The following is a 14,230-nucleotide window of genomic DNA, read 5'->3' on the forward strand; positions in this document are numbered from 1 at the left end:
GAAAGCAAAGAAGTTAGGCGGGGGGCTGCCCGTAAAAGCCCAATTGGTGCGGGCTATTAAACAGTGGGGGATACCCCTACTGATTAAAGTTTCACTTTATCTGCCACCTACAATAAATTTATAATCAGTATCGAAGCTATCAAGTGATTTTGTTAATCCATGTACCTGTATATTCCAGTTGCCTGTCATGTTAATATACATACCTTCCGCTTCATATTCTCCCGGTGAAACTGCCGAAACTTTAAATGATCCTTTTCCCATATTCATATCTAACGATTGAGTCGTTAATATAATTTGCTCCATATCAGTAACAGGTTGTCCGTTCTCATCCTTTAAAGTAATATGGAATATATTTTGCCCTACTTTATTAGGACTTACATTTAGCGTAAGTTCATATCCATTATCTAATTGTTTACTCTCTGTAAAAGGTCCAGTAGGAGGCATCGGTGGTGTTTGTACGTTTGTCATAAAAGCTACGATTACGAAAATGATAATTCCAATGATAAACTCTACTTTCACCGTAGCGCCTAATCCTTGCTCCGCTCTCATTTTTCCTTTCACATAATGAATAATTCCCAATATCCCCATGAAAATGAATAAAATTATCTTTGCTAATAAAGCTAATCCATACTTCGTATCAAATAACGAGTGGATTGTTGGAATAAAAAATGTACTGTTAAAAAGACCTGTTATTAAAATCACGATGACAGCACCTGTTGCCCAAGGTGAAAAACGCTTAATCATATCCCAATACATATTCCACTTGTCTTCCTCTTTATGTAAAAGAAGAATAATGGATGATAGACCGCCCATCCATAATGAAGCTGCAAATAAATGTAGAAAATCCATAACGACAGCAATTTCTTTAAACTTTAAACCATATGCATGACTATTAAAGGCTTTCATAACAAGTATCCCGATAAACAATACTATTGGAATGCTCCATACCTTAAACGACGACAACTTCTCACGCTTCATCGCAAAATACGTAACGATTATAAGCAAACTAATAAGAGTCATTTGAGTGAGCCATACGTAACTAAAAACAGAAAGCTGTAATGTTTCTTTTAATAGTAAAGGATCGAATGCTTCTAGCCATGAAACATCAGCATTTATTTTCGCTTGCAATGGTAAATTGAATAACAAGCTAATAAATATCCCAAATAAGGAGATCCATATTATGTTCTTACTCCTTGATCGAACCGAGGTTGCATTTCCTTTATATATAATAAGGTTAAAGAATAGCACTCCTATAAATAGTGAGAAACTTGTATATAGAATTCCACGTTCCATAATCATATCAATTTGCGGGACATAACCCATCTCTTCTACTTGTATATCTTCTGTTCCAGCTTCTACTGCCCCAATGCGGAACGGAATAACTCCTTGAATGGGATGCCCATCAGCAGAAATCACTTTCCACTGAATAGAGTAGAGACCGTTTTTGAGATTATCTTTTAATCCAGCTTCTAATAGTTTTTTATTTCTTTTATCAATATGAGCATCTTTTAAATCTACTCTTGTACCTGAGGTATCTCTTACAAACAATGTATTAAAATGTGAAACTTGTATATCCTCATCGAATTCAATTTTTACAACAGCTGGTGCTTTCTTCAACGTTTCATTTTCAGCAGGATTTGATTTCACAATGTACGCATGAGCAGATGCACTTTTCGGCATCAATATAATAAGCACGCATGCAATTAATAACCATGCCCCTAACCTTCTCATTACTTTCACACTCATTTCACTTCTTTCTTCCTCATTGCTCTATTTTCATTACATCTACTTCTCAAGTCGATTACTTGAAGAAATATTAACCTGATTAAATATAAACTTCTATACAGTATAACTCTTTATTTCTCTCTCACCTCTAAACTTCTAATATAATAGTAACTACCTTCACGGATACAACTTACATTTTTAAAGTCGATTGTTATTATATCATAAAATATATTTATGTAAGTTCTTGAAGAAGAAAAGTTATCGTGAATCATTTGTGAAGAAAGTGTGAAATACATAAATAAAAAAGGTATTACGTTATTACGTAATACCCTTCTTCAATAATAAAGTCTCTTTACTTCTCTTCCGGATAATCACAATATTCAATGATTGTTCCCTCTGTATCCGCTGGGTTAAGATATATTAATCTTCTGCCGTGTTTATTAATTCGAAGTGTATGCTCTAACGTTCGAATACCTTGTTCTTTTAACTCTTCTAAAGCTACATCTAAATCATCGACACGATACGCAACGTGATGAACACCCTTACCTTTTTGTTTTATAAATCGGGCAATTGGTGAAGTGGTGTTATTTGTCGGTGCAAGTAATTCGATTCTATCTCCATCCACTTCAAGAATGGCTACTTCGCTTTCAACACCAGGTGCTTCACTTACGTAACGATCTATTAAAGTGCCTAACAACACCTTTTCATAAAAACGTATCGTACTATCTATATCTCGAACTGCGATGCCGATATGATCAATTGTTTTTTTCATTTTATTTCCCCTACTACTTTATTTTTTCTCATTATTAATAGTAACAAAAAAAGTTATAGAATCAAAAATTCTATAACTTTTTTATTTAACCAATTTTCTTATTTGTATTTGCTGCTGGTTGAACTTGATTTTTTGCTTTTAAAACGCTAATGCCATATCCGATAAAACTACCGATAATCGCTGGGAAGATCCAGCCCAATCCTACTTCCTGCATCGGTAGGATTTTAGTGAATACTTGGCCCACTACTTCAATGTTAACTCCAGCTGCACTTAATCCATCAAATAAGCTGATGATAAATGTTACGATTAAACTCACTTGATAAACTTCAGCTCGTCCTTTGAATAATGAATGGAAGAATGTTAAGAAAATCAATACGATTGCTAGTGGATAAATTGCTGTTAATACTGGAACAGAAACTGCAATTAATTGTGTTAATCCTACGTTTGCAACAATTGCACTAAATACACATAGCGTGATTGCAATTGCTTTGTAAGGAACATTTGGGAATAACTTATGGAAGAATGAAGAACATGCTGATACAAGTCCCACACTAGTTGTTAAACACGCTACTGTAATCATTAATCCTAATAATACTCCGCCATATGATCCAAAATAGTAGTTAGAAACTTTCGCTAATACTTCTCCACCGTTCTCTAAATGTCCAAGCTTCGCAACACTTGAAGCACCCATATAAGAAAGAGCTGTATAGATAATTGCTAAAATAGATGCTGCAATGATTGTCGCTTTTGCACAAACGACCATAATTTGTGTTTTCGTTTTCGCACCTTTTTCTTTAATTGCATTAATGATGATGATTCCGAATACGAATGATGCGAGCGTGTCCATTGTTAAGTATCCTTCTTGGAATCCTTTAAAGAATGCATGTGATGTATAAGCTTCTACCGGTGCTTGCATATCTCCAATCGGATGTATAAAAGCAACGATTACTAAAATACCGATGAAAGTTAACTTAATTGGCGTTAAGATTTTTCCAACAATATCGACAATTTTCGCAGGATTTAGCGAAAAAAAACAAGTGATGCTAAAGAATATAATTGTGAAAAGAATTAAAGGTGTAGAACCTACTCCCTCTGGCATAAACGGCTTAAGACCAATTTCATAAGATACATTTCCTGTTCTCGGTATTGCAAATAACGGACCGATCGCTAAGTATAAAACTGTTGTAAACACAATCCCGAACACTGGGTGAGCACGACTTGCTAATGACTGTAAATCATCTTTACCTGAAAAACCAAATGCTAGTACACCTAGTAATGGTAATCCAACACCAGTTACTAAAAATCCAGCGTTAGCAATCCATACATTTTCTCCTGCCGATTGACCAAGCATTGCCGGGAAAATTAAATTTCCTGCTCCAAAAAATAGTGCAAATAACATTAAACCAATAACTACTATGAACGAAAACGGTACTTTATTCGTCATAATATAACCTCCATTCAAATTTCCTTATCTCATTTTCCAATTTTAACTAATTGAATTTTCTGAATATTTAATTTAAGTATCAACTATTCTTGAACTCATTATAGTTTGCTATATAATATTTTGCAATACTATTTTCAAACTTTTCTTTTATTTTATAAATATACATTTTTTAACATAGAAAATAGACTAAAAAACCAACATGGTCATCCATGTTGGTTTTTCCATTTACTATCATAAATTAAAATTTCGCAGCTACTTTTTTAACGTTTTCTAAACCTTCTTCAACAATTTGTTGTGAGCGATCTGGATATTGATTGTGTCCTTCAATTACAACCGTCTCTGGATTTGTAATCCCCCAGAATCCAAGTACAGTTGTTACGTAATTAACTGCCATTTCCATTGGAACCATTTGTTCTGAAGAGTAATCTGAACCACGAGCACCTAACACAACTACTTTCTTACCACCAACTAAACCTTCTGGACCATTAGCTGTATATTTAAACGTTTTTCCAGCTTGAGATAAGTATGAAATATATGTGATTAATGGTGCTGGTACTGTAAAGTTCCATAATGGGAACGCAAATACAACTTTATCCGCTTCTAAAAACTGATTTAAATATTGATCTACTGTAGCAACTGCCTTCTCTTCTTCAGCTGTTAACTCCATACCTTGGCTACGTTTGTATCCACCTGAAATAGCAATATTTCCGTAATAAGGAAGATCTAATGCAAATAAATCTAACTCTGTAATTTCTGTATTCGGATTTGCTTCTTTATAAGTACTTACAAATGTTTCATACATTTTTGAACTAACTGCTTGCTCCGCTGGACGATCGTTTGCTTTTACAAATAATACTTTTGACATTTTTTTATTCCCCTCTACTTTTGTATTTTCTTCTTTTTTACCAAATAACGAGCTAAATAATCCCACTTTCTTCACCTAAACTTTCTTATCATATTCATTATTCATCATCATAAAAATTCTTATTCTAATAAAAAGTTCCAATTGATACCTTAAATAAAGCTAATCAAAACTTTTTGTTATTTAATTACCTTATGTAAGTGATTGTAATATAGCCACTTACTTTAGTCAAGTAACTTTTAATATTAATTTAAATCTCGAATTAAAAATATTAACTAAAATACAATTGAACACCAAATACGACTTTATTACTTGTATAATAAACTTAGAGAGGAAAATTCATATTTAGAAAGGATTTATTCATGAGCACTATAGAAAAGATTCAAACTTTTATTATTCTTTTTGCTGTTACATGCGGCATCATACTTGGACAATTTAATGTCATACATATGTATTCAGACAAATTTATTGTTCCCTTCTTATTTTTCATGCTATATGGATTATTCCTCAGCATCCCTTTAAAAGAAATAAAAAATGGATTTCGTAATTTAAAATTTGCTGGAACGAGCCTTACTATTAATTTTGTATGGACACCTCTCCTCGCTTGGGGATTAGGAGCACTATTTCTTTCCGATCATCCAGCACTTTGGGTTGGATTTATTATGTTAATGGTTACTCCATGTACAGATTGGTACTTAATCTTTACTGAAATAGCGAAAGGTAATGTAGCACTTTCTACAGCGATTTTACCGGTAAATTTAATTTTGCAAGTACTACTCCTTCCCATTTATTTATTTTTATTTGCTGGTGTTATGAAGACTGTAGCAGTTTCTGTTTTAGTAGAAAGTATTGTTATCGTAATCGTCTTACCATTTTTACTTGCACACGCTACAAAATTCATTATGAATAAAATGAAAAAAGCTGAAACACTCGAGAATAAACTCATTCCGTTTTTCAGCTCTGCCCAAATTGTATTTTTAAGTTTAGCAATAGTAGCGATGTTTGCATCACAAGGAAAATATTTACTACAAAATATGAAAGTCGTTTTATTATTACTCATTCCTGTTCTATTGTTCTTCATCATTAATTTTGTACTCGGACAATTTATCGGACGCATGATGCGTTTATCTTATAAAGATACAGTAAGTCTAAACTTAACAACTTTAGCAAGAAACTCACCTGTTGCACTCGCTATTGCTGTGACCGCTTTTCCAGACGAACCTCTTATCGCTCTCGCGTTAGTTATTGGACCGTTGATTGAACTGCCAGTACTTGCTTGTGTTTCACAAGTGTTGTTGCTTATTAAGAGAAAACAACAATATACATAATAAAAAACGTCCTGTTATGGGACGTTTTTTGTTTTTGAAAAATTTCATACAACACTTATTTCTTATTTATCATCACAAACGAAATAACTGAAACTAAAAACGTAATAATACCAATTATAATAAATAGAATAGAAGCTGAAATTGACTCTAATGAATACCCTGTTATTGCAATTCCAACTGGAGTTGATACCAATAATAATGAATTTAAAAAACCAAAAAATCTCCCTTGCACTTCATTTGGAATTAATTTTCTATACAGTACTCCAAAATATACATTACTCACTCCAAATGCAATTCCTGATAAAAAATAATAAACTGAAAATAATACCGGATTTAACGTCGTACCCATTGCAGCATTAAAAATCCCCATAATAGCAGTACATATAAAAGCAGTCGTAATCGTTTTATATGTACGAATCTTTTTAGTAATAAATGCTCCTATTAAAATCCCTATCGGTGATGCCGCAAAAACTATACTATACCATCCCGTAGAAAGGTCCATTTCTCTAACAACTATTACTTGTAGTGAAAGCATACACGCCGCTCCAAGTAAATTAATAACCACAGCGCTCATAAGCAATGTTTTCAATGATTGATTACTATTAAATATGGAGAAGCCCTCTTTAAAGTCTTCGTAAAAAGGCTTTTTCTTTTCTATTTTCAACTCACGTGGAAATTTGATGTTCATTAAAATTAAAAAAGATATAAAGAATGTGAGTGAATCTAATACAAATACTCCATGAAAACTAAAAATACTAATTAAAAAACTCGCCATTAAAGGAATGGCAACCGATATGATTTGTATTGATATTTGCCTCAGTGTAATCGCCTGTTGAACATGCTTTTCTTCCACATATGTTACTAATGCTGCATTTGAAGCTGGTGTAAATAAGGCACTCCCCATCGAACGTATAATAAGTAAAAGTAGTAACGGAATGTATAGCATTTTATTGTAAAATGCTATAACTGCAATTAAAATCATAACGATACATCTCATAACATCCGCAATTATCATAAGCTTTCTTCGCGACATTCGATCTGCTAACGTTCCTGTTACAGGTGCAAACAGAATTGCCGTCGTTGCTATTGCAATGTTTACCCCAGAAACAAGTATTGGAGAATTCGTTAATTTCATTACCCATAACGGTAAAACGAGCGTAACCATTGAATTGCCTATCAAAGAAATACAACTTGCTAAGAAAAAATACGAAAAAACTTTATTGCTCCAAATACTATCACTAGTGCTATCCTCTTTTAAACTTCCAACTTGATTATTCACTACGCCCTCCGGTTTCTTCTTCTATATTTTCTTTAATTCTTTCGCTTCTGTATCACCACCTTTCTAATTCTCCATTTATATGACAAAAAACCTTCTTCAAAATAAGAAGAAGGTTTACTTATACCCATTTTCTTATCTATTAGGACTTTTAGACCCTACAGGATTTAGCACCTTTATTTAACATTAGGTTGCTGAGGCTTCGAAGGGCCAGTCCCTCCACCTCTCTTAATAAGAAGTTTCTTATTTAATTATCTAAATTCATTATATTTTACATCAAAATAATTTCAATATGTTTTTCTATACAGTTAAAAGAAGATGACATCTATCATCCTCTTTTAACAATTTTGTCGTTACGTTAATAAAGCCTTTCTAATTAAAAATTAAAGGAAACGTAAATATAACGAAAGCTGCCCAAAGTCCGTAGATTGGCAAATACTTCGTGACGGCATCTTGGATAGCTCTCGGTCCTGATTTGTTTTGTAGAAAACGCATATAGGAAAACATAATCCAAATGAGATTTGCCCAAATCAGTATGTTTACGCCTAAAACAGCAAGTCTATTAGGTGTAATACCGTAAGAAGAAAGTCTGAATACGATAGCTGATAATGCCACAGTGTCAATAATAAGCGCCAAAACAATTAGGGCACAATTTATATAATCTGAAATGTTCTTTTTCTCGTCTGAGTCACTCTCAACGATAGAAAATATAGTAACAGCCAATACACCAAGGAGTATTCCGTTGAAGGCCATTAGGAAATTGCGGTCCAAGAACGGATTTTTCCCAACCCATATAACCGTTATAAGATAGATCAACAATGTGATCAGGACGAGCGGACTAAAAATTTTAGATATGTATGGTGTAATATTTTTAGCAAGTTTAAGATTCATTGATACTAAATATGCAGCCACTACAGCGAGAGCGGCAGCTCCAAATAAAACAACATTACTAAAATAGAATTCTCCTATATCCAAGTCAACAAAGCTAAATAATCGCATAGTGAATACTGCTAGTATCATTCCACTCACTGCCATGCTCGCGTAGAGAAGACAATATTCTAAATTAAATTTAATATAAGCTAATCTTGTACTGCCTTTTGAATATTCATTTCCCGTAAACGCAAGTCCTACTAAGACCCATAACAATATAGGAAGATGTAAATACGCAAGGATACTGCTGTCTTTATAATTTAATGGCAACATATTAAGATACAACCCGGCAATTAAGAACAACGCTGCAAGGAAATAAATAATACTTTTTTTCGGCGTATTATTGTAAATAAAATAAGCAGCAATAAAAGGAATTACACCAAAAGCTAGGTTAATTGGAGCGATTGCTTCCTGCTCGACAAAGTGGAAAATGATTCTGGTACTTAGCCCAGCTAGAATAGCTAGCATGCCCATGAATAAGAAACCTTTTTGAAACAACGATTTTTTTTCTTTATTTGCCGTCTCCTTGAAATGCAACCTTTCATACCAAGCACCTAGAACCTGAGAATCAGGGTTTTGGGCCCATGCTTGTGAGAATGACTTTTTAAAAGATTTCGGATCTTTTCTATACATTCTCTCCAACTCATGAGGGTTATCCATATTTTCAATAATCACATTGTTAATGTCCATATTTATACCTCCTCTAATTTTAAAAATAACGTTGTTACCTTTTCTATAAAAAGCACCACACTTATTTACTCTGTTTTTGATTTTAATATAAATTTTATCGTTTTACAATAAAATTTTATTGTTTTAGATAATATTTTTATTGCATATTTTCACATACATCAGTATAAAATACTTTCAGTTGTGCTCTTAATTGCTTATTTTTCCTTTATATAAAAGAAATGATAAAGATACTATAAACATCCTATTTAATACTATCTTTTCAAATATTTTTTATTGTTAGCACACAAAATCCTGTAATTACAAAATAAAAAAGCATGACATAAAGTTGTCATGCTCTCTCTTTTCTATCCATATTTTTTAAATCTAACCTTTTACAAAACCTTGTATTTGCTAAAGCCACTTAATTCTCAAACACAAAATTAATCTTATTATCTTTCCACTCTAACTTCGCATCAAATGTTTTCTCGCCCTTTTTAAAGCCTTTAATTAAATCGGTCTTCTCACCTTTTAAAAGCTTTGTCATATTCTTTTGCGAAATTGTTTTGCTTAATATTTTCTTCGAGATGGTAAAATCACATTGTGTCGTGTTGTAATTAGAACAACCGTAAAACGTTGACTTATCAATCACATCGCCATCACATTTTTTACAGCTACCAACCTTTTTACCTGTTGTAAATTTCGATCCTTTTCGTTCAATCGATTCAACATGTAGTCCAGTGAAATCCCATTTCTCAGACATTTCCACTGCATCTTCAATAATTTTAGCTGATAGCTTTTTCGTTTGTTCCATAAATGTAGCGGGAGAAGCGGTACCTTCACCAATTTCCGCAAGGCGCTGCTCCCATTTCGCTGTCATTTCTGGTGAAGCTAGTATTTTGTCTCCGATTGCGGTAATTAATACTTTTCCTTTATCGGTTGCGTACACTTGGTTCTTCTGCACATCTATATATTTACGGTCTTTCAGCATCGTAATAATACCTGCACGCGTTGCCTCAGTACCTAAACCTTCTGTTTTCTTTAATACTTTCTCTAACTCTTCATTCTCTAAATACTTACCGGCCGTTTTCATTAACGTAATAAGTTGTCCTTCAGTATAACGCTTCGGTGGCTGTGTTTTTCCTTCTTTTACTTTTACCTTTACAACTTTTCCTTCTTCACCTTCAGCTACAATTGGAAGAATTGTTTCGTCATCTTTATCGTCTTGGAAAATAACTTTACGCCATCCTTCTTGAATTTGCTGTTTTCCTTTTGAAATAAATTCAGCACGTTCATCTACAAGCGTTACAATCGTTGTATAGTCAAAGATTGCTACTTCATAATGCGCCGCAATCAGTCTTCTTACGATCATATCGTAAATTTTCTTTTCATCACCTGATAATCTACTTGGATTTGTAACTTGCTCTGTCGGTATAATTGCGTAGTGATCTGTTACTTTCTTTTCATTCACATAACGCTTATTATTCATAATCGATTCAACCGGAGCCGGTAATAAATTTTTATATTCATCAAACTGACTTAACTTCTGTAAAATATCAGGGAACGTCGCTGCTTCTCCTTGTGTAACATAGTTAGAATCTGAACGAGGATAAGAAACTATCCCTTTTTGATATAGTGCTTGTGTTATATCAAGCGTCTTTTTCGGTGAAAATTTAAAAGCTTTATTAGCTGTCGCTTGCAGTGCTGATAAATTAAATAAAAACGGCGGCTGAAACTCTTTACGCTCCGTTTTCATTTCTTTTACTACAGCTGGTTTCCCTTGGCAAAATGCCGCAATTTTATTTGCCATATCAGGGTCCTTTAAGCGGGATTCACTATCCTTCTCCCATTTCCCCTCATACTTCTTTCCTTCCATATTAAAGGTTGCGAACACTTCCCAAAATGGCTCTGACTTAAAGTTCTCTATTTCTTTTTCACGCTTTACAATTAATGCGAGTGTCGGTGTTTGTACACGACCAGCTGAAAATACATCATTCATTCCTTTTTTCTTTAGCAAAATACTAAAGACACGCGATGCATTCATACCAACGACCCAATCCGCACATGACCTTGTATACGCCTCATAGTACGTATTGATTGTATCTGATTCATCAAGCAAGTTTTTAAACCCTTGGTAAATAGCTTGCTTCGTTAAAGATGAAATCCAAAGACGCTTCATCGGCTTTTGTACGTTGCAAAGATTAATAATGTTTCGTACGATTAATTCCCCTTCACGCCCGGCATCGCCCGCGTGAATAATTTCTGTTACCTGCGGATTATGTAACAGCTGTTTCACAACGTTAAACTGTTTATACTTCGACTTTGTTACTTCAAATTGAAAACGCTCTGGAATCATCGGTAACGTATTAAGTGACCATTTTTTCCACTCTGCGTGATAGTGCTCTGGATTACATAACTGCGTCAAATGACCAATTGCCCATGTACAGTACGCTCCATTTGGAAATAACTCATTCGCTTCTACTTCTAAATATCCATCTTTCCGGCGATATTTAAATTGTGAAACAAGAGCCAAACCTTGATCTGGTTTCTCGGCAATAATTAATTTCATTTTATAACTCCCTATCTGTATTCCAGTGTTACTTTCATTGTCTATCTGTTTAGAGGCGATGATAAAAGAACAATCTTATTTATCATTCACGGGTTACTCCCAGTAATGGGATAACTATAATATTATACGCTTATTCTTGATGGCTTCACAATAGAAACTCGTTATATAACAATTTCTTTCTCATGCTCACAAATAAAAAAGATGCTCAAAAAATTAAGCACCTACTTACTTACATTTATTAAATTGTGCAGATAATATGCAGATATAAATAAGCATAAGTACTCTCCATATGAACATATGATGAAGTGAACGATAGGACAGGGAGGTATCATGATGTTTGCTTATACATTAACTGCCTTAACACTTTGTTGTATCTCGATTATTATTACATCATATATTTCTAAACGTGAGGGTACCCTAATGGAGTATATGGTATTTATTATGTCTTTTAGTATGAGTATCGGTTTAAGTATAGGTTTTTATTTAGGTATTCTATTTAAAGGGGAATTACTATATTCTACTTTGCTTGCTATTTTGATTAGTGGATTTATCGGCTTTTTAGTCGGTCTACGTTTTCACCTGTATACTGCTTTAGAAGGAATGTTCTCTGGGGTAATGGCAAGTATGATGGGAGCAATGATTACAGAAATGTTAAACGCTCAACAAGCTCATAGTATACTATTCATTAGCCTTTTACTTACTATAACAATAACTATGTCATGTATAATTCAACTTTTATCAGAAACCTTTTCTACTTTTATTCAGCGGCGTTTTTTGTTATTGCTTTCAATTAGCGTGGTAATCATTGTTTCGGTATTCATAACATTCCCCGATCATACTCCTTCACCTTCACCCGGGCATGATCAACATATACATTGACTCTTGCACCGAAAATGAATAAGCAGCTATCCAAAGGGTAACTGCTTCATATTATTCTGGCTTATTAGGAATGTTTGGGTTGGGAACATAGTCAGATTTATAATCTGTATATTTCACTTCTGTTACCATCCCCGCGGAAGCATGGTGTAAATCATGACAGTGGAACATCCAATCACCCGGATTGTCTGCTGCAAAGGCTACTTCATATTCTTCACCTGGTTTTAGATTCAAAGTATCCTTCACAATTGGAGAACCTTCTATCAATTTTCCATCTTTACTCAACACCTGGAAGAAGTGACCATGTAAATGCATTGGATGATTGTCCATTTTAGAACGATTTACCAATTTTACTTTTACTAAATCACCCTTTTTTACTGGAATTGGGTCAATATTCGGAAATACCTTTCCGTTAATTGTATATACCATTTCATTTCCATTCATTTGCGTATTTAAATCCATATTATATGTGGCAGTATACCGCTGATTTAACGTGAAACTACCTAATTTTTTAGCACCGTATTTCGTCATATCTAATTTCGGTAATTTTTCTTTTTCGTTTGCTTTATCTTTCATCTCTTTGCTGCCATCATATTTAATAACAGCTTTCATTCCTTTTACACCTTTATTTGCTGAATGGTCTTCCACATACCATTTCCCAAGATTGTTAGCAGTAAATTCAACATCATAACGTTCACCTGGTGCAATTGAAATTACTTGATCCTTTATAACTATTGGATCGTTAATTGGTTGACCATCTGTCGCAATTACTTTTATATCATGACCATGAACATGTATATCATGTGATAGATAACCAGCATTAACGAGTCGAAGACGAACTTTATCTCCCTTATTCACTTTTAATGGCTCTACTAAATCCTCACTTTTACCATTGATTGTGAATAAGTCATACATACTCATATCATGACCTTCCATCTTCATATTTCCATGGTCCATTCCTCCCATATTACTAGAGTCTTTTTTATCACTCTTTATGTCCATACCAGAATGATCCATGCCGTTCATATCATCATTCTTTTTCGTATTTTCATTATCCTTAGATTTATTACCTTTTTGCCCTTTTGTCATTTCTTTTAACTGTTTATTAATCTCTTCTTTATCTGTTATCCATTCATCTAACATTAATGTGTAATCTTTATCATACTTTTCATTTGTATCTTCTACAACGAGAGAACCATATAATCCTCTATCTAATTGATTTACAGAATCTTGATGTGAGTGATACCAATACGTTCCTGGTACGTTCGCTTCAAATTCGTAGGTGAAACTTTTCTCTGGTTCAACCGCATCTTGCGTCACGCCTGGAATTCCATCCATGTGATTTGGGACAGGATATCCATGCCAATGAATAGATACTGGTGCAGATAATTCATTTTTCAATGTTACTTTCACCTTTTCGCCTTTTTTTACCCGAATTTCTGGACCTGGAGATGAGCCATTAAATGTCCAGACTGGAACAATAACACCGTTACTTAATTTTTGCTTTTCTTCTTTCGCTATTAAAGTAACTTCTGGTCCTTTTTCAACCTTCAATGGTTTTGTAGCTGTTTCAGTCTGTGGTGTTTTTTTATCGCTCATATTTTTATGTTCATTTGTTGTATTTGTGGTCGCAGAACATGCAGCAATTAAAGATATGATAGAGACTGTAACTGCTGTTAATACAAATCGCTTCATAGAAAACCCCTCCTTTTTCTTTTTCAAAATCATTATAAAAAATGATTTTCAAGAAAATATGGAGATGTGCAATGAGCTAAATAAAAA

Annotated in this window: 10 protein-coding genes and 1 riboswitch; of the genes, 2 read left to right on the top strand and 8 right to left on the bottom strand. The window is 33.7% G+C overall.

The window, feature by feature from the left end; genetic code table 11:
- Positions 1-96: 96 nt before the first annotated feature.
- The 4 genes from QCI44_RS18800 to QCI44_RS18815 all read right to left on the bottom strand — a co-directional run bounded on the left by QCI44_RS18800 (position 97) and on the right by QCI44_RS18815 (position 4,872).
- Positions 97-1,746: a copper resistance CopC/CopD family protein gene (locus tag QCI44_RS18800; protein ID WP_016134174.1), complete on the bottom strand. Its 1,650-nt coding sequence runs from the start codon at positions 1,744-1,746 to the stop codon at positions 97-99.
- Positions 1,747-2,077: 331 nt separating this feature from the next.
- A complete protein-coding gene (locus tag QCI44_RS18805) occupies positions 2,078-2,497 on the bottom strand; it encodes a VOC family protein (RefSeq protein ID WP_000750833.1) in 420 nt (139 codons plus the stop codon).
- Between the two features lie 85 nt (positions 2,498-2,582).
- The gene (brnQ, locus tag QCI44_RS18810) at positions 2,583-3,941 is read right to left on the bottom strand and encodes a branched-chain amino acid transport system II carrier protein (RefSeq protein ID WP_016088346.1); all 1,359 of its coding nucleotides are present in this window, start codon (positions 3,939-3,941) and stop codon (positions 2,583-2,585) included.
- Between the two features lie 238 nt (positions 3,942-4,179).
- The gene (locus QCI44_RS18815; protein ID WP_353811401.1) at positions 4,180-4,872 is read right to left on the bottom strand and encodes an FMN-dependent NADH-azoreductase; all 693 of its coding nucleotides are present in this window, start codon (positions 4,870-4,872) and stop codon (positions 4,180-4,182) included.
- Positions 4,873-5,165: 293 nt separating this feature from the next.
- Between QCI44_RS18815 and QCI44_RS18820 the strand changes: the two genes are divergently transcribed.
- Positions 5,166-6,131: an arsenic resistance protein gene (locus QCI44_RS18820; protein WP_016088348.1), complete on the top strand. Its 966-nt coding sequence runs from the start codon at positions 5,166-5,168 to the stop codon at positions 6,129-6,131.
- A gap of 55 nt (positions 6,132-6,186) precedes the next feature.
- On the opposite strand, the gene QCI44_RS18825 is transcribed toward QCI44_RS18820, so the two are convergent.
- From QCI44_RS18825 to topB, 3 genes are all read right to left on the bottom strand, one after another.
- Positions 6,187-7,410 (bottom strand): MFS transporter, encoded by a 1,224-nt coding sequence (locus tag QCI44_RS18825; RefSeq protein WP_016088349.1) that lies wholly within the window; start codon positions 7,408-7,410, stop codon positions 6,187-6,189.
- Positions 7,411-7,539: 129 nt separating this feature from the next.
- A riboswitch (SAM riboswitch) is annotated at positions 7,540-7,645 on the bottom strand.
- 134 nt (positions 7,646-7,779) lie between these two features.
- Positions 7,780-9,027 (bottom strand): DUF4153 domain-containing protein, encoded by a 1,248-nt coding sequence (locus tag QCI44_RS18830; RefSeq protein ID WP_016088350.1) that lies wholly within the window; start codon positions 9,025-9,027, stop codon positions 7,780-7,782.
- Between the two features lie 400 nt (positions 9,028-9,427).
- Positions 9,428-11,572, bottom strand: a complete 2,145-nt coding sequence (gene topB / locus QCI44_RS18835; RefSeq protein ID WP_016134173.1) for a DNA topoisomerase III — start codon at positions 11,570-11,572, stop codon at positions 9,428-9,430.
- Between the two features lie 333 nt (positions 11,573-11,905).
- Here topB and QCI44_RS18840 point away from each other — a divergent pair, with 333 nt between their 5' ends.
- Positions 11,906-12,451 (top strand): hypothetical protein, encoded by a 546-nt coding sequence (locus QCI44_RS18840; RefSeq protein WP_016134172.1) that lies wholly within the window; start codon positions 11,906-11,908, stop codon positions 12,449-12,451.
- A 51-nt stretch (positions 12,452-12,502) separates the two neighbouring features.
- On the opposite strand, the gene QCI44_RS18845 is transcribed toward QCI44_RS18840, so the two are convergent.
- Positions 12,503-14,143 (bottom strand): multicopper oxidase family protein, encoded by a 1,641-nt coding sequence (locus QCI44_RS18845; protein ID WP_016134171.1) that lies wholly within the window; start codon positions 14,141-14,143, stop codon positions 12,503-12,505.
- Positions 14,144-14,230 lie beyond the last annotated feature (87 nt).

Origin of the sequence: Bacillus cereus group sp. RP37, assembly GCF_040459695.1 — a bacterium.
GTDB lineage: Bacteria > Bacillota > Bacilli > Bacillales > Bacillaceae_G > Bacillus_A.